Genomic DNA, 18,025 nt, shown 5'->3' on the forward strand with positions numbered 1-18,025 from the left:
TAAGTTTTAAAGTTACTCTTCATCCGTTGTAGGGAACTCCATCAGGTAAGCCTTGATGAAATCGTCGATTTTCCCATCCATCACCCCGTCGACATCGGAAGTCTGGTAGTTGGTACGATGGTCTTTCACCCGACGGTCGTCGAAGACATACGAGCGGATCTGGGAGCCCCATTCTATCTTCTTCTTGCCAGCCTCTATCTTCGCCTGAGCCTCCAACCGTTTCTTCATGGCACGGTCGTAGAGCTGAGAACGGAGCAGTGCCATGGCACGTTCCTTGTTCTTCGGCTGGTCACGCGTCTCCGTATTCTCAATGAGGATTTCCTCTTCCTCCCCCGTGTCAGGGTCTGTGTACCAATAACGCAGGCGGACACCCGACTCCACCTTATTGACATTCTGACCACCGGCACCACTGGAGCGGAACGTGTCCCAAGAGAGCTTGGCAGGGTCGACATACACCTCGATGGTATCATCCACCAACGGGGTGACGAAGACGGAGGCGAAGGAAGTCATACGCTTGCCCTGTGCATTGAAAGGAGAGACACGCACCAGACGGTGCACACCGTTCTCACTCTTCAGGTAGCCATAGGCGAACTCCCCACCCTCTATCTGCATCGTGACACTCTTGATACCAGCCTCGTCACCATCCTGTAAGTTAGAGATGCTGACCTTATAGCCATGAGCCTCTGCCCATCGCTGATACATACGCATGAGCATGGAAGCCCAGTCCTGACTCTCAGTGCCACCCGCACCAGAGTTGATCTTAAGGACACACTCCATCGGGTCCTCTTTCTGACGCAGCATGTTCTTGAGTTCCAGGTTTTCCAGACGTTCGATAGCCACCTGATAATCATGGTCGACCTCCTCCTCCGTCACCATCTCCTCCTTGTAGAAGTCGAAGGCGAGCTGGAGCTCGTCAGCGGCATTACGCACCTCGTTATAGCCGTCAATCCATTTCTTGATGGATTTCACCTTCTTCATCTGCTCCTCGGCACGTTTCTGGTCTTCCCAGAAGTCAGGAGCCTGCGTGCGAAGCTCTTCCTCCTCGAACTCTATCTTCTTCTCGTCAATCTTCAGATAGCGGTACAGTTTCTCCGTCCTATCCAAGACATCCTTCAGTTGGTCTGCTGTAATCATTCTTTATTTTAAATTAGGAATTAGAAATTAGGAATTACTAATTACTAATTACTCATTATTCTTCGTACATCATGTCGATTTGTTCCTTATAGTTTTCATAGAGCACACGACGGCGGATCTTCAGGGTGTTGGTCAACTCACCCTTCTCCATCGAGAGGTGGTGTGGCAAAAGGACGAAACGCTTCACCTGCTCATAATGGGCAAGTTGCTGCTGGAGCGTGTCGATACGCTCCTTCATCATCTCGATGATCTGTGGATTGCCACAAAGCTGCTCACGGTCCTCAAACGAGATATTGTGCTCGCGGGCATATTCCTCCAAAAGCGTATAGACAGGGACGATGAGTGCGGAGACAAACTTACGCTGGTCAGCGACAATACAGATCTGGTCGATATACTTGTCGACCAACAGTTTCGACTCGATCATCTGCGGTGCGATATACTTGCCGTTGCTGGTCTTGAAGAGATCCTTGATACGCTCCGTCAAGAACAACTCACCATCTTTCAGGTAACCAGCATCACCTGTCTTGAAATAACCATCCTCTGTGAAGGCAGCCTTCGTCAAGTCCTCACGGTTATAATACCCCGGGGTGATCGTCGGACCCTTCAGGAGAATCTCTCCCTCCTCACTGACTTTGATGTCAATTCCCTCTATCGGCTGACCCACGGATCCTACGGTATAGGGAGCTCCTAAATGGTCGCAGGAGACGGTGGCAAGTGACTCCGTCAAACCATAGCCCACAATCATGTTAATGCCGATGGAATGGACGAATTCTTCCACATGGGCACTGACCGCGGCACCTGCCGTGGGGAAGAAATGCGCATTCTCCAGACCCAGTTCCTTACGAACGAGGGAGAAGACGGTACGGTTCAGCATCTCATACTCCAGATGGAGTGCCATCGGCGGTTTCTTACCGAGGCTCAGATATTCGATGTTATGCTTGCGTCCAACGGCAAGGGCATGCTTGAAGAGTTTACGCTGCATGGTGCTGGCATGGTCTATCTTGTCCATCACACCCATGTACACCTTCTCCCAGAAACGGGGGACACTGGACATACAGGTGGGGTGTGTCTCACGCATCGACTGCTGCACCTCCTGCGGATGGGTGTTCACGATCAGTGTCGCACCTTTCGTCAAGGCGAGGATCGTCCATCCTCTCTCAAAGATATGCGTAAAGGGCAGGAAGTTCATCACACGGTCGTTCTCGTCCACCGGCACACACTTGTTATTCGCTTCAAAGGCTGCATGGAACTGTGAGTGTGGCAGGATGACACCCTTTGAATCACCGGTTGTACCACTGGTATAAAGGATATTGGCGATATCATCGAAGGAAGCCTCCCGCTGACGTGCCTCCACCTCCGTCTGACGGGGCAGGTTCTCACCTAATTTCAGGAAATCACTGAAATAAAGTGCATTGGGATCGTGCGAGGAGATATGCACCAACGGGTCGAAGACGATGATACGCTCCAGCGTAGGACAGAGCGACACCACCCTGCGGGCACGGTCGTACTGTTCCTGTTCTCCCACGAACAGATAACGGATCTTCGCATCGTTGATCATGAACTGGATCTGCTGCTCGGAACTAGTGGCATAGAATGGTATCGTGACGGCACGGACACCCCATGCGCCAAAGTCACACTCCAGATACTGCACAGAGTTCTGGGAGAAGACACCAATATTCTCCTGTACCCTCACACCGAGGTTCAACAACGCGTTGCTGACCTGCTTAACGGTCTGTGACTCCTGATTCCAAGATAATGACTTCCACTCCTTACCACCGAAATCCTGATAAATCAGCATCTCACGGTCACCATACTTTTTGGCTAAGTCGTGTATCAATACCGACATGTGACTGTTTATCTGCATAAGCAATATATTATTAATTAGGTGCAAAGATACAATATTTTTATCAAAAAAGGTGAAGGATGAAGTTTTTTCTGTATCTTTGCATACGAAATGGCATACAAGAAATATACAAACGAGGCAACAGCACTGTTGAGTGAACTGATCAGCACACCTTCCGTCAGTAGGGATGAGAAGGCGGCAGCCGACCTGTTACAAAAGCGTATCAAAGCATGGGGGCTCCCCTGCAAGCGTATCGGCAACAACTTAATCGTCGCCCGGCGAATCAGTAAGAAGAAACCCACCTTACTGCTGAACGCCCATATCGACACCGTGAAGCCCGTGGCTACATGGACCCGTGATCCCTTCCAGCCCGTCATAGAGGACGGTAAACTGTATGGACTAGGTGCCAACGACTGCGGGGGTGGACTCGTCAGTTTGCTGATGGCTTATCGCATCCTCATGAACAAAGACAACCTACCTTATAATATAATATATGTGGCGTCCTGCGAGGAGGAGGTCAGTGGACAGGACGGATTCTCCGCCGTACTACCCCACCTGCCGGCAATTGATGTCGCCATTGTGGGAGAACCCACTGGTATGCAGCCTGCCATTGCCGAGAAAGGATTGATGGTGATTGACGGCACAGCGCACGGGATAAGCGGACATGCCGCCCGTAACGAGGGTGTCAATGCCATCAATGAGGTGTTGGACGACCTGCAATGGCTACGTGACTACAAGTTCCGTAAGATCAGTCCGCTGTTGGGAGAGACGAAGGCTACCGTCACTGTGATACATGCCGGTACCCAGCATAATGTCATCCCCGACAAGGTGGAGTTTGTCATTGATGTCCGCACCAATGAGTATTATCAGAACGAGTACCTGTTTGCTTTCCTGCAGAAACACATGAAGAGTGAGTTGAAGGCACGCTCTTTCCGACTGCATTCATCATCCATTCCAGAGGACCATCCTCTGATCAGGAAATGCAAACGGATGAGGATGAAACCGTTCGGCTCACCCACTTTGTCAGACCAGGCTCTGATGCCTTTCCCCTCTTTCAAATTGGGACCAGGGGAGTCTAGTCGCAGTCACTCTGCCGATGAATTCATCTGTATTGACGAGATTCATCAGGCAATCAATTGTTATGTGAAGTTGATTTCGGGATAACGGGATTCCGAAATGCCGAGATGCTTTGCATCACCTTCCCAACCAGGACTCTGGATTGAGTTTTGCCGTCTCCCTGCGTAACTGGAACTGGAGGATGTCATCCTGTCCTACCCGTCCTAATGCCTGACGGGTACTGACTTTCTGTCCACGATGTACATTGACAGAGGCAAGGTTACAATAGACGGAGATATAACTGCCATGGCGAACCATCACCACCATGGTACCTCCGAAACTGAATACCGCACTCACCTCACCATCGAAGATGGAACGAGCCTGTGCACCTGCCTGTCCCTTGATGTTAATACCCTTGTTGTCAAGAGTGACATTATGCAATCCCTCCACGTTATACTGACCGAAATGACTGACGATACGATAGGGACCAGTTATCGGCATCGGCAATCGACCGCGGTTGCTCTCAAAATTACCACTGAGACGACGATCCTCCGAACTCATCGAATAATCAAGTGTCTCCGTGTTCTTCTTAGCCTCAGCAACCTCCTTGGCATGCTCACGAGCCTCTGTCTCCGCACGACGTTCTGCAGCAAGACGGGCAGCCTCAGCCTCCTTCGCCTGACGCTCTGCCTCCTCACGGGCTTTCTTATTACGGGCGGCACGTGCCTCAGCTTTCGCCTTCTCCTCACGAGCCTTGGCTTCCGCGATACGACGGGCATTCTCCCTTGCCGCTGCTTCTGCCGCTGCTTTCTTACGGGCAAGCTCAGCAGCACGCTTCTTAGCAGCCTCTGCCTCCGCTTTCCGCTTCGCCTCTGCTGCAGCACGGGCTTTCTGACGTGCCACCTCCTCAGCGATCAAACGGTCGATTTGTGCGTTTAAAGCGGCATCTTTCTTCTTCTGCTGAGCAATGACATTCTGAATCTCCTTCTGTTGTTTCTGCAAGCCAGACACCACATTCTTCTGTTCCGTCTGCTTACCTTCCAGCGAACGACGCTCACTCTCACCACGTCTCAAGAGCTGGTTCTTGTTATCACGGGCAGCGAGAAGCTCCACCTGCTTGGCATTGACCTCAGCCTGTTTCACCTTCACATCCTCACCCTGGGAACGCTGATAGGAGGCATACTCTCTCATAAAGCGTATACGGCGGAACATCTGGGTGAAACTGCTGGCACTGAAGACAAACATCAGTTTACTCTGTAGCGACTGGTTACGATGCATATAACGCATCGACTTGACATATCTCTGCTTACAGTCCTCCAGCTCTTTCCTCAGGACATCCAGCTCGGTATTGAGGAGTTCTATCTCAACATCTAACGAAGAGAGGTCTTTACGAATGGTATCTATCGTGCGGCGCTTGTTGGCGATCTCCGTATTGAGCATCAGCAAGTTCTCCAGACGCTTCTTGACGTCACGCTCATTGGAACGTAACTTCTGCTCCTGCTCCTTGATCTGCTGCTGTAGCTTCTGCCGCTGGTCCTGAAGACTCTGCACGGAGACAGGCTGGGAAGACGATTTCTTTGTCGTCTTCTTCCCAGTCGTCTTTTTCGTAGTAGTCTTCTTTGTCGTCTTCTTGACAACAGTCGTCTTGCCCTTACTCTTTGCCGTCGTACGCTTCTGCTGGGCATACGGACTCAAGGCAAAGCCTAAAAGCAGCAAAATGATACCTATTCGCCTCATCTATATTTACAGTGCCATAAAGCGACGAAGGATCTCGTCTACAGATACTTCACGATATTTGCCAGAAATCTCTGTACGGGGCTCCCACTCCTCATCATTACCCAGGTAGTTGAGGGTCATACCCATCTTGACAGCCTTTCCTGGAGTATTGAACAGGATGTTATGGGTGAAGGGGAACTGCTTTTTACCATTGGCACGGAAGTCCTCATAGTCCCAGTTCAACTGATAGTCACCACGGATCTTATCCTCATACATGATGTTCGCCATCTTGATGAGCGCACCGTCTTTGTCAGCCAGCCAACGATAGGAGAGCTTACCGTTCTCCATGGAGATGATAGCGTCCTCACCGATGAGGTCTGTCTCATAGTTATTCAGCAACTCATCTGTCACCTTCGACTTTCCTGGCTGGAAGAGCTCGTTCCAGAACAAGGACTGGAGGGAATAGAAATTCAAGCCGCTATTACGCATGAAGTCCAGCTGGTTATAGTTTGCCTTGATGAACTGTTTGTTGATACGGTCCATGATCAGGACGTAATCCTTTGTGAACTCCAGGCGTCCAGCCTCTACGAAGCCGAAAGCCATCAGCTGCAGACGGATCACGTCATCACGCTTCATCTTCAGGTTACCTGTCAGTGTCAACTGCTGATTACCCACCTCTACGGAGAACTTCACCTTAGAAGTGATGAATTTAGCATACTGAGCATTGTCATTAACTTTCTGCAAGAACTGCTGAGCCTTCATGGTCGTAGGCGTCGTAGTCTTAGTCTCTTTCACAGCTTTTTTCTGTGTGCCGCAAGCTACCAGCATCAGTGGAAGTGCCAAGGCGGCAATTTTCAAAATACGAGATGGTTTCATTCTTTTAAGTATTTTTTGAGTTTTATCTTTCGTGTTAATATCTGTCGTCTGTCCTCACTACCCGGCTCCGGTTTGGGTGAAGCTTTGGCAAGTGCCTGCTGCCAATAGGCGAGTGCCCGTTCATGGTCACCAGTATGGTAGTAAATATCTCCCGCATGCTCCAGCAAGACCGCTGACGAGTCAGAGTCACACTGCAGGGTCTGGTCGATATAGATCTTCGCCTCCGCATAGCGTCCTTCCTTGAAGAGTATCCAGGCATAGGTGTCGAGATAGGTGGCATTCTTCGGTTCTGCCTTGATGGCACGGTATGACATCTGCTCCGCTTTATCCAGATGAAGCTCTTTCTCACTAAGGTAATACGCATAATTGTTCAGACAACCATAATTGTCGTCTTTCCATGTCAGACAAGAGTCATAGGCGGCGAAAGCCTCCTTGTCAAGTCCTTTCTGGTGGAGGATATCACCCATCACCGCATAGAAATCGCTGACAATCTCCGTATCACTCTGCTGGTTGATGACGCTGATACCATTTTGGAAGGCGTCCAGCGCATCATCCAACTGCTCCTGTTTGTAATATGCGATACCTTGATAGTAATAAAAAGCCATTTCATCAGGGTTATACTGGCGGGCATCTTTACAAAGGGAGATGATACGGTCCATATTCTCTGCCTGCCAAGCGTAGCTGACTAGTTGCAGACGGGCTGCGGCATTATCAGGAGCCACTTGCAACACCTGTTCCAAGACCCTGCTGATAGAATCGTTAGGCATCTTCTTGAGGTTCATATAGGTCGCACAGAGGATAGCGACATCCGCGTCCATCTGCGGCTGCTCCAACATCCTGCGGAAGAGATAGAGGACTCTGGTAGAGTCACCACCCTCCTGCTCGCTCTGTCCGATTTCCTGACGCATGAGCAGGATCCGGTCTTGCGAGGTGATATTCTTACTCAGCAGCACCTTCTCTGTCAAGGCATCAGCCTTGTCGGGATCACCCTCGTCTTTCTCATAGGCAAGTAATGCCATGAGTGCATTACGGTTCTCCGGTTCTATCCTAAGGATATCGTCATAAATCTCCAGCGCTTTCTTCTTCTGACCGTTGACGAACAGTGTGTTGGCATATAGTCCGCGATAGTTCTGGTCGTTAGGATACTGGTCGGCAAGATTTTTCATTTCCGCAATGGCAGCTTTCTTGTTGCCAAGTTGAGTATAGAAATTACTTTTCGCATAAGAGAGCCGCTCACTCTTCCCTTCTATCGTCTCTAATTTAGCAAGGGTCTTGATGGCAGCCTCATATTCATGCTGCTCCTCATAAAGCTGGACGAGAATGCCCAACACGTCATCCCTGTCACGATGCTGGTCATAGAGACGTTCCAGGACCTGTACCGCCTGGTCATATTGACGAAGGTTGATATAAGCGTTCGCCAGCGTCTCCTGATAAGTGGAGTTCATCGGCTCCAAAGCGGCAGCTTTCTCTATACATGCCATAGCACGCTCTTTCTGTTTCAAGGCGCCATAGTACTGGCTTAAATAATAGTAGGCTTCCGATTTCATGGAGTCAATCTCCACACATCGGCGCAGCAAGTCAAAGGCAGCATCATTATTTCCTTTGGCACGCTCACAGATCGCCTCCAGGAAGAAGGCGTCATAGCGACGGCTCTGACTGACGGTCTGTGCGACCCCAGACAGACCTGTCGTCAATACCAAGAGGAATATGACACCTGCTCTTTTCACTTCAAATGCTGTATTTATTTAACACCAGTATGTCCATAACCACCCTCACCACGCTCTGTCTGGTCCAGTTCCTCGACCACGACAAAATCAGCTTGCTCATGACGGGCTATCACCATTTGTGCGATTCTTTCTCCATCGTTGATGACAAAGTCCTCTTGCGAGAGGTTGATCAGCAACACCCCCACCTCACCACGATAATCCGCGTCAATCGTTCCAGGAGAGTTCAATACCGTCAGTCCATGCTTCAAGGCGAGACCGCTACGAGGGCGGACCTGTGCCTCATACCCCTCTGGCAGAGCGATATGCAAACCAGTTGGTATCAGACGGCGCTCCATGGGACGGAGGGTAATGGGAGCCTCAATATTCGCACGAAGGTCCATGCCAGCACTCTGTGGAGTGGCATAAGCGGGCAATTGCTGGTGCCCTTTATTGACAACTTTTACCTGAATCATTTCAAAATGTTGCTTATTATAAGGTGCAAAATTAGTCATTTCTCTCCAAATAGCCATATTTTTATATAAAAAATATCGGTTTTTAATAAAAAAACACTACTTTTGCACGATGATGGATTGGAATAAACTCATATCAAACAAACGACTAGGACAAGAATTCCGGCACTCGAAACCACATGACGACCGTACGGAGTTCAAGCGTGACTATGACCGGTTGATTTTCTCGGCTCCCTTTCGCCGGCTGCAAAATAAGACACAGGTGTTCCCCCTGCCCGGCAGTATCTTTGTACACAACAGACTGACGCACTCCCTGGAGGTTGCCAGTGTGGGTATGTCGTTGGGTAATGACGTGATGCAACGTATCATCAAGGAGAGACGGCCGGCATTGAAGGACACGATGTTTGAGCAGATCGGACAGATCGTGAGTACGGCTTGTCTTGCCCATGACTTAGGGAATCCTCCTTTCGGACACAGTGGTGAGAAAGCCATACAGACTTTCTTCACAGAAGGACCTGGCAGTTTCTTGAAAGAGGAGGTCAGTCCTGCCTTCTGGGACGACATCACTCATTTTGAGGGCAACGCCAATGCTTTCCGCTTGCTCACCCATCAGTTCAAGGGCAGGCGGCCCGGTGGTTTTGTGATGACCTACAGTACCTTGGCAAGCATTGTAAAATATCCTTTCGCATCATCCGCTCCCAGCAAGAAAGGAAAGTTCGGGTTCTTCTGCTCCGAACAGGAATACTATCAGAGAATTGCCGATGAAATGGGAATTATTCGCATCTCCAAAGAAGGAGAGCCCCTACGTTATGTGCGCCATCCATTAGTCTATCTGGTAGAGGCAGCGGATGATATCTGTTACGAGATCATGGACATTGAGGATGCTCACAAGCTGAAGATCCTGTCATATGAAGAGACGGAAAGACTGTTACTCAGTTTTTTCAGTGATGAGGAAAAAGCCAGCATCAAAGGACGCATCCAAGAGGAGGGTGTCCTTGACCCCAACGAAATGGTGGTCTATATGCGAGCATGTGTCATCGGAAAACTAGAAAACGAGTGTGTCAACGCCTTTATAGAACATGAGGAGGACATCTTGGCAGGGACTTTCGAAGGTAGTCTTATCGAGCATGTCAGCGACACTCAGGCTCGTGCCTATCAGCATTGTGCGGAGGTCTCCCTAGAGCGCATCTATCGCAGTCGTCCTGTGTTAGACGTGGAATTGTCTGGTTATAAGATTATGGACACCCTGCTGGAACAGATGATAGAAGCGGTGACCCATCCCGGACGTTTTTACTCCCAGCAACTGATCGGACGAGTCTCTGGTCAGTATGATATCCATGCCAAGGACCTGGAGACACGTATCATGGCTGTGATAGACTATATCGCAGGTATGACAGATGTCTATGCGCTGGATGTTTACCAAAAGATGAACGGTATCTCGCTGCCTATCGTATAAAGATCAGTCTTTCTCCTTATAAATCACCTTATTGGCTCCGGAAGTGATCTCCAACTCATCACGATGCTCGTGGATATAGGAGTCAATATGACGTTTGCGCTTCTCCTCGAAGATCTCATCGATAGCTATCAGGATACCCGTCTCCTCGACGTCGCCGAAACCATAATTAATCGCTGTCCCGAAGAGTTTCATGGTAGGAGAGAGACCCATATAGGCGTTCACCAACGGGGGGATATTATAACCTAGCTTACGAATCTCACGATTCAGGATACGATAGTCCTCCTTGAAAGAATTCATACAGAAAAGTTGTTCCAAAACCGCTTCGTCAGTCTCTATTTTCAACGGTTTCATCGGAATAATCAACTTTTCCTTGTCGTCAAAATATTTCTTGAGGAAATAAAGAATCATATCACGACCCTTACGGATATAGGAAGGGTACATCGTCATCTTACCAAAGTAGTAACGTACATTAGGACGGATGACCGTGATAGCACCCAGTCCATCCCATAAATTATCAAGGGCAAACAGGCTCTTGGCACCCATCCTGGATGACTGATAGGGCAATGACACGAAGGAACGACCCAGCTCTGCCGTATAGGGAGCATATTCCTTGATGAACTTCTCCGAGAAATGGAACATATGACTGGTGGCGAGAATGGGCTGACCTTTGTCGTCATATTCCCAGTCTGTTCCCAACAGGTAGCGATAGCCTCCGATAATCTCCTCAGCCTCCGGATTCCATACGATCAATTGTTTATAGCAATTCTCACAAAGATCGAATTCATCGAGATCCATATCCTTACCAGTACCACCCCCTGCCTCACGGAAGACGATCTCACGAAGACGCCCAATCTCCTTGAGGACATTGGGGGCATTATGCGCTGTAACCACATAAATCTGGTTGTTGCTCTTATTGGTCAGACGCAGCTGCTTGTCTGGTGTCAACTCACTCTTAAGCAGCTCTTTGTCGATCGGCTGGATGATTTCCTGTTCCATTGTTGTTGGTTGTTTTATAGTTCGTAGACTTTGTCCTGTACATATTTCGCCCATTCCAACGGAGTCTTGCTTTTATCAAAAGTCTGCCAGGGGATGGGTTTTCCTATCTTCACCTCAAAGGTTTTTCCCACATTCTTATACATCTCGTCGACCAGATAAAGCATCGCCAGGTTGAATGGCAGGAACCTGTCAGAGAAACGAGCAAGACGATAGAAGAAGTTGGAGTTCTGACCACTAAAGTGGATAGGCACTATATCACGCTGATATTCAACGCTTTTAACGATAAATGTCTTTGACCAGGGGATGTCACGTATCGTTCCGTCAGACTGCTTACGGGAACAGATTCCCGCAGGATACATCAACATATGGTTGTCGCTCTCGAAACCAGCCTTCACCATCGCTGGGAAGTTACGACTCTGGTGCCCCGTCTTGTTGATGGGAATACATAACGGTGCAAGACCCGGTAGGTTCATCAACAAGTCGTTGACGAGGTAACGGAAACGACTGTCATAATGACGTCCGATAATAGCTCCTAAGGCGACTCCGTCCTCCCCTCCTAACGGATGGTTAGAGACAAAAGTGTAGTGCCTGCCGTCGTTCTTGTCAGGAAGATTCTCCTTCCCCTCAATCTTGAGGGTCATCTGAAGATATTCCACGCAGGCCTCCAACCACTCGGTACCTTTTTTGTCACGACTTCTCCAAAGGAAGGCATTCACCTCATCCTGGTGGATCGTACGCTTAAGCCAAGAGACGAGGAAGCCGGGAATCCATTTTGCCTTGGACCCCATCTTACTCTTGAGAATCTGATCAATATCGATTGTCTTCTCTGTGATCTGCTCCATTTCTCTCTAAGTCTACTAACCGTTTGCAAAAGTAACAATTTAGTTTGAGAAAAATGCACTTTTTAGAAAAAATGTGCAAATAATTTCCGAATTTTATGCCAAGGGCTCCCATCCCCCCATTCCGATATCTCCCATGGGGGTATTCCAGTATCTGGAATCACCTGTACCAGATATGGGGACAAGTCATACCGGCTATCGGGAAAAGTCGTTCCAGGTATCGGGACAAAACGAGGGAGACTTGAGAAAAATTCCCCACCACATATAATAATTGCTAAATTACTGATTATCAGTTAGATAATATTTCTTAATTAAATTTTAAAAATTATTCACTAAAATAATGTGGGGAATTGTGGGGGATTGTGGAGGAAAATGATTAATTTTGCAACCGATATATCAATAATAGAGAAGTACGCATGCGATTTTTAGGTAATATTGAAGCCAAAATTGACGCCAAGGGACGTGCCTTCCTACCAGCCTCTTTCCGTAAGATCCTGCAGGCTGGTGGAGAAGAAGGACTTGTGCTTCGCAAAGATGTCTTCCAATCGTGTCTGGTGCTCTATCCCGAATCCGTATGGAACGAACAGATGGACGCCATGCGCCAGCGGTTGAACAGATGGAACAAGCAACAGCAGCAAGTATTCCGTCAGTTCGTCAGTGAGGTGGAGCTCATCACCCTCGACGGCAACGGTCGTTTCCTGATACCCAAGCGTTACCAGCGTCTTGCCGCCATCGAGCAGGATATCAAGTTCGTAGGCATGGGGGACACCATTGAGATATGGGGTCTCAAGAAAGCAGAAGAGCAGCAGATGTCTGCCGACGACTTCAGCAACGCCTTGGAGGAGCTGATGGCTGTCGAATGAGAAAAAAACGAGAAGAGAATGGTCAGAACAGCAGAGACATATCACGTACCAGTACTCCTTCAGGAGAGTATCGACGGACTTGACATCAAGTCCGGCGGTATTTATGTGGATGTCACTTTCGGAGGTGGCGGTCATAGTCGTGAGATCCTCTCGCGACTTGGTGCCAAAGGACATCTCTACAGTTTCGATCAAGATGCGGATGCGGAGAAGAACATCATCAACGACAACCGTTTCACCTTCGTACGCAGCAATTTCAGATACCTGCGCAACTGGATGCGGTATTATCAGGTAGAGCAGATCGACGGTTTGCTGGCAGACCTCGGGGTGTCCTCCCATCATTTCGACGATGAGACCAGGGGATTCTCCTTCCGGTTCGACGCCCCCCTCGACATGCGTATGAACAAGCGGGCTGGCAAGACCGCCGCGGATATCGTCAACGAGTACGATGAAGGAAAGCTGGCTGACGTCTTCTACCTCTATGGAGAGATGAAGAACTCACGTCGCATAGCCAATGCCATCACGACATACAGACAGCAGAAGCGCATGGAGACCACCGCTGACCTTATCGCAGCCACAGAGAAACTGATGCGTACAGAGAAAGAGAAGAAAGACCTCGCCAGACTGTTTCAGGCTTTGCGCATAGAGGTCAACCATGAGATGGACGCACTACGGGACATGCTGAGCGCAGCAAGTCTCCTCCTGAGAAAAGGAGGGCGGCTGAGTGTCATCACTTACCACTCCCTGGAAGACCGTATCGTGAAGAATGTCATGAAGGCAGGTAATGCGGAGGGGAAGATAGAACAGGACTTTTTCGGACATATATACAGTCCTTTCCGTCTCGTCAACAACAAGGTGATCACCCCTATAGAAAGCGAACTACAGAACAACCCACGAAGCAGGAGCGCTAAACTCCGTATCGCTGAAAAGATATAACAGGCAAATGAACAAAAAAGAAGAACAAGAGCTCAACAATGTCGAAGATGTTGTCGAAATAGACAAAGACATCCTCCAAGAAGAGGAGGACGACAAGAAGGCGCTGCAGGAAACCATCAAGAAAATCAAGGAGACAGCCAGCGAGGAAGACCCCAGACCGTCCCAGCAAGTCAATCTCCGCACGATACTTGGTGGAGACATCCTTACTGCGGAGATGGTTCGCTCGCAGATATGGCTGTTCGTCTTGATCGTCGCCTTTACCATCGTCTACGTGGCTTTCCGCTATCAGTGCCAGCAGGATATGCAGACCATTGACAAGTTGGAGACACAGCTGAAAGACGCCAAGAACAAGGCTCTTGCCGCCTCCAGCACCCTCACGGAGAAATGTCGTGAGAGTCATGTGCTCGATATACTGAAACAAAACAAGGACTCGCTGTTGCATATCGCCGACCAGCCTCCTTATATCATACAACTACCAGAATAAGAAAACCGTCATGAGTAAATTCGACAATGATAAAGTAATGCCGCGCTACATGTTTATCGCAGTAGTGCTCACAATTGTTGGTATTGCCGTCATCGGCAAAGCCTTCTATATCATGACGGCCAAGAAACAATACTGGACGGACGTGGCTGACCGTCTCAAGCGTGACAGTGTCAGTGTGAAACCCAAACGAGGTAATATCCTTAGTTGCGACGGACAGTTGATGGCAAGCTCCATCCCAGAGTACAAGATCTATATGGACTTCAAAGCCGGCGGGGAGGAGAAAGACTCTATCTGGCAGGAGAAAGTGGACTCCATCTGTATGGGACTGCATGAGATCTTCCCACAGAAGAGTGCCGAGGAGTTTAAGAAGCACTTGGAGGAGGGACATGAGAAGATGTCACAGCACTGGCCTATCTGGCCCCGACGTATCGACTACAACACCTACACAGAGGTGAAGCAGTTACCCCTTTTCCGTCTTCCTAAATATAAGAGTGGTTTCCACGAGGAGGAATATAACGCACGACGCCGCCCCTTCGGTTCTTTGGGAGAGCGTACCATCGGGTCTATGTTTGGTGCCAAGGACAGTGCCAAGCAAGGACTGGAACTTGCTTACGACTCCACCCTGCGTGGTACACCAGGCCTGACCAACCGTCGTAAGATCCTGAACAAATACATGAATATCCCTGTCACCCTGCCTGTTGACGGCTGTGACATCGTGACCACCATAGATGTCAACATGCAAGACCTTGCGGAACGTGCTGTCATAGAGGAGCTTAAACTCATCGGTGGCGACCTTGGCGTTGCCATCCTCATGGAAGTGGAGACGGGTGATATCAAAGCTATCGTCAACATGACACGCTGTCCTGACGGTGAGTATCGTGAGGTGAAGAACAACGCTGTCGCTGACCTTCGCGAGCCAGGCTCCGTCTTCAAGACCGCCTCTATCCTAGTAGCACTTGACGACGGGGTCGTTGACACCACCTATCGTGTGGAGACAGGATGCGGCATCTGGAACATGCACGGTCGTGACATGAAAGACCACAACTGGCGTCGTGGAGGTTATGGGAACATCTCCTTGCCACGAATCCTGGAAGTCAGTTCCAATATTGGTGTCAGCCGTATCATCGACGAGAAATATGGAGGTAAGCCCGAGAAGTTCATCGAGGGTATCTACCGGACAGGACTGGCAGCAGACCTCAAGCTCCCTATCAAGGGATACGCACGTCCCCATATCCGTATGCCAGAGAAGGACAAATACGGTCACTGGACCAATTGGAGCAAGACGGCTCTTCCTTGGATGTCTATTGGTTATGAGACACAGATTCCCCCGATTTCAACGGTAACATTCTATAATGCGATCGCCAATGACGGTATCATGATGAGACCCCGTTTCGTCAAGAGTGTGATGAAAGACGGAAAGGTGGTCGCCGAGTTCCCGCCAGAGAAAGTGATGGAACGGAGAATTGCCAAGCCGCAGACCATCAAGACCATGCAGACCATCCTGGAACATGTTGTCAGTCAGGGACTTGGCAGGAAAGCCGGCTCACGGATGTTCAAGGTGGCAGGAAAGACAGGTACGGCACAGATTGCGGAAGGCGGCGGCTATAAGACAGGTATCGTGAAATATTGGTTGTCATTTGCCGGTTACTTCCCTGCTGATAACCCACGCTATACCTGTATCGTATGTTTGAAGAAATCCGGTCTTCCCGCCTCTGGCGGTGGTATGAGCGGTGTTGTGTTCCACCATATCTCTGAAGGTGTTATGGCACGGAACCTGAAACTGGATGTGAAAGATGCCCACGACAGCTCCTCCGTTGGAATTCCAGATGTCAAGAGTGGTAATATCCTGGATGCCAACTATGTCCTGAGATACCTGGATATCAAGACGAACCAGTCGTGGTCTGGCTCCTATGCTAACGGCAACCCCATCTGGGGAAAGGCAGAGCGGCAGTCTGACCTCATTGCCCTGCAACAAGTACAGATCGACAAGAACACAGTTCCGGATGTTACCGGTATGGGGGCGAGAGACGCCGTCTACCTTTTGGAGAGTCTGGGCTTGAAAGTGAAACTGCATGGCAGGGGCAAGGTCAGGAGCCAGAGTTACAGTGCCGGTAAACAGATTACAGCAGGCAGTGAGTGTGTTTTGAACTTAGAATAATAAATAATAAGGAAGGTATCATGAAATTAAGTGAGCTACTTAAATACGTCAAACCGGTCAGTATCATCGGTGATGAGCAAATAGACATCACCGGTGTCAATATTGATTCCCGCAAAATCGAGAAGGGACATCTGTTTGTGGCGATGAAAGGCACCCAGACGGACGGTCATAAGTTTATCCCCAAAGCCCTGGAGCACGGTGCCTCTGCGGTATTATGCGAGGACCTTCCCGCTGAGAAGGCAGAAGGTGTCACCTACGTGCAGGTCACCTCTACGGAGAGTGCCGTAGGACCCGTTGCCACCGTCTTCTTCGGCGAGCCCTCCCAGAAGCTGAGACTGGTCGGTGTCACTGGCACCAATGGTAAGACGACGATAGCCACCTTATTATATAATATGTTCCGCAAATTCGGACATAAATGCGGACTGCTCTCCACCGTCTGCAATTATATCGAGGACGAGGCGATTCCCGCAGACCATACGACACCCGATCCTATCGAGCTGAACCGTCTGTTAGGCAGAATGGTTGACGCAGGATGTGAGTATGCCTTCATGGAGTGCTCCAGTCACGCCATTGCCCAGCAACGTATTGGAGGACTGAAGTTTACGGGAGGACTCTTCACCAATCTGACACGTGACCATCTGGATTACCACAAGACCTTCGAGAACTATCGTGACGCCAAGAAAGCGTTTTTCGACAGTCTTCCCAAGGACGCCTTTGCCATTACCAATGCCGACGACAAGAACGGCAGCGTGATGGTCCAGAACTGTAAGGCGAACGTGAAGACCTACTCCACCCGTTCGATGGCAGATTTCCGTGCCCGCATCATCGAGTGTCATTTTGAGGGTATGTATCTGGAGATAGACGGGAAAGAGGTCGGTGTACAATTTATTGGCAAGTTCAATGTCAGCAACCTGCTCGCCGTCTATGGCGCGGCTGTCATGTTAGGAAAGAAACCCGAGGACATCCTGCTGGTATTAAGCACCCTCAAGAGTGTGGCAGGTCGTCTGGAGCCCATCCGCTCTAAGGAAGGAGTCACCGCCATTGTCGACTATGCCCATACCCCTGACGCATTGGAAAATGTGCTCAATGCCATCCACGAGGTACTGGACGGGAAAGGCGGACAGGTCATTACTGTCTGTGGTGCTGGCGGCAACAGAGACAAGGGCAAGCGTCCCCTGATGGCACAGGAGGCAGCAAAGCAGAGCGACCGTGTCATCATCACCAGTGACAATCCCCGTTTTGAGGAGCCTCAGGACATCATCAACGACATGCTGGCTGGTCTCAGCGCACAACAGATGAAGAAAACCCTCAGTATCACTGACCGCAAAGAAGCCATCCGCACAGCATGTATGATGGCGCAGAAAGGGGATGTCATCCTCATTGCGGGAAAAGGTCATGAGGACTATCAGGAGATCAAGGGTGTCAAGCATCATTTTGACGACCGTGAGATCGTGCGTGAGATCTTCGGCGTGGCTCAATAGTAAATAGTAAATGG

The 18,025-nt window shown here is 49.6% G+C and carries 15 protein-coding genes; 7 read left to right on the forward strand and 8 right to left on the reverse strand.

Annotated features, from left to right (window positions below; all coding sequences use genetic code 11):
- Window positions 1-12: 12 nt before the first annotated feature.
- The gene (gene prfB, locus BM257_RS01865; protein ID WP_092067654.1) at window positions 13-1,134 is read right to left on the reverse strand and encodes a peptide chain release factor 2; all 1,122 of its coding nucleotides are present in this window, start codon (window positions 1,132-1,134) and stop codon (window positions 13-15) included.
- 55 nt (window positions 1,135-1,189) lie between these two features.
- Window positions 1,190-2,998, reverse strand: coding sequence for an AMP-dependent synthetase/ligase (locus BM257_RS01870; protein ID WP_092067656.1), 1,809 nt, complete (start codon window positions 2,996-2,998; stop codon window positions 1,190-1,192).
- 90 nt (window positions 2,999-3,088) lie between these two features.
- On the opposite strand from BM257_RS01870, the gene BM257_RS01875 reads away from it, so the two are divergent.
- Window positions 3,089-4,141 (forward strand): M20 family metallo-hydrolase, encoded by a 1,053-nt coding sequence (locus tag BM257_RS01875; protein ID WP_092067658.1) that lies wholly within the window; start codon window positions 3,089-3,091, stop codon window positions 4,139-4,141.
- 30 nt (window positions 4,142-4,171) lie between these two features.
- On the opposite strand, the gene BM257_RS01880 is transcribed toward BM257_RS01875, so the two are convergent.
- The 4 genes from BM257_RS01880 to dut are packed head-to-tail and all read right to left on the reverse strand — an operon-like array spanning window position 4,172 to window position 8,804.
- A complete protein-coding gene (locus tag BM257_RS01880) occupies window positions 4,172-5,770 on the reverse strand; it encodes a murein hydrolase activator EnvC family protein (RefSeq protein WP_092067660.1) in 1,599 nt (532 codons plus the stop codon).
- Between the two features lie 6 nt (window positions 5,771-5,776).
- Window positions 5,777-6,625 carry a lipoprotein insertase outer membrane protein LolB1 gene (locus BM257_RS01885; RefSeq protein WP_092067662.1) on the reverse strand — a complete coding sequence of 283 codons (849 nt, stop codon included), beginning with the start codon at window positions 6,623-6,625 and terminating at the stop codon, window positions 5,777-5,779.
- A complete protein-coding gene (locus BM257_RS01890) occupies window positions 6,622-8,352 on the reverse strand; it encodes a tetratricopeptide repeat protein (protein WP_255405428.1) in 1,731 nt (576 codons plus the stop codon). The genes BM257_RS01885 and BM257_RS01890 overlap by 4 nt, the downstream gene beginning before the upstream one ends.
- A 14-nt stretch (window positions 8,353-8,366) precedes the next feature.
- The gene (gene dut, locus BM257_RS01895; RefSeq protein ID WP_092067666.1) at window positions 8,367-8,804 is read right to left on the reverse strand and encodes a dUTP diphosphatase; all 438 of its coding nucleotides are present in this window, start codon (window positions 8,802-8,804) and stop codon (window positions 8,367-8,369) included.
- A gap of 112 nt (window positions 8,805-8,916) precedes the next feature.
- Here dut and dgt point away from each other — a divergent pair, with 112 nt between their 5' ends.
- Window positions 8,917-10,257, forward strand: a complete 1,341-nt coding sequence (gene dgt / locus BM257_RS01900; RefSeq protein ID WP_092067751.1) for a dGTP triphosphohydrolase — start codon at window positions 8,917-8,919, stop codon at window positions 10,255-10,257.
- Window positions 10,258-10,260: 3 nt separating this feature from the next.
- Here the strand turns inward: dgt and BM257_RS01905 are convergent, their stop codons facing one another.
- Together BM257_RS01905 and BM257_RS01910 are read right to left on the reverse strand one after the other, a co-directional pair.
- Window positions 10,261-11,253 carry a GNAT family N-acetyltransferase gene (locus BM257_RS01905; RefSeq protein ID WP_092067668.1) on the reverse strand — a complete coding sequence of 331 codons (993 nt, stop codon included), beginning with the start codon at window positions 11,251-11,253 and terminating at the stop codon, window positions 10,261-10,263.
- A 14-nt stretch (window positions 11,254-11,267) separates the two neighbouring features.
- Window positions 11,268-12,095, reverse strand: a complete 828-nt coding sequence (locus BM257_RS01910) for a glycerol acyltransferase (protein WP_092067670.1) — start codon at window positions 12,093-12,095, stop codon at window positions 11,268-11,270.
- Window positions 12,096-12,508: 413 nt separating this feature from the next.
- Here BM257_RS01910 and mraZ point away from each other — a divergent pair, with 413 nt between their 5' ends.
- Genes mraZ through BM257_RS01935 form a run of 5 tightly spaced genes read left to right on the forward strand, consistent with a single transcriptional unit; the run spans window position 12,509 to window position 18,011 of the window.
- Complete coding sequence (gene mraZ / locus BM257_RS01915) at window positions 12,509-12,955, forward strand: division/cell wall cluster transcriptional repressor MraZ (protein WP_092067672.1); 447 nt, start codon at window positions 12,509-12,511, stop codon at window positions 12,953-12,955.
- Window positions 12,956-12,973: 18 nt separating this feature from the next.
- Window positions 12,974-13,888: a 16S rRNA (cytosine(1402)-N(4))-methyltransferase RsmH gene (gene rsmH, locus BM257_RS01920; RefSeq protein ID WP_092067674.1), complete on the forward strand. Its 915-nt coding sequence runs from the start codon at window positions 12,974-12,976 to the stop codon at window positions 13,886-13,888.
- A gap of 7 nt (window positions 13,889-13,895) precedes the next feature.
- Window positions 13,896-14,372: an FtsL-like putative cell division protein gene (locus BM257_RS01925; RefSeq protein WP_092067676.1), complete on the forward strand. Its 477-nt coding sequence runs from the start codon at window positions 13,896-13,898 to the stop codon at window positions 14,370-14,372.
- Between the two features lie 10 nt (window positions 14,373-14,382).
- Window positions 14,383-16,530, forward strand: a complete 2,148-nt coding sequence (locus BM257_RS01930; protein WP_092067678.1) for a penicillin-binding protein — start codon at window positions 14,383-14,385, stop codon at window positions 16,528-16,530.
- Window positions 16,531-16,550: 20 nt separating this feature from the next.
- Window positions 16,551-18,011, forward strand: coding sequence for a UDP-N-acetylmuramoyl-L-alanyl-D-glutamate--2,6-diaminopimelate ligase (locus tag BM257_RS01935; protein ID WP_092067681.1), 1,461 nt, complete (start codon window positions 16,551-16,553; stop codon window positions 18,009-18,011).
- Window positions 18,012-18,025 lie beyond the last annotated feature (14 nt).

The organism is Prevotella sp. tf2-5, from assembly GCF_900115435.1.
Lineage (GTDB): Bacteria > Bacteroidota > Bacteroidia > Bacteroidales > Bacteroidaceae > Prevotella.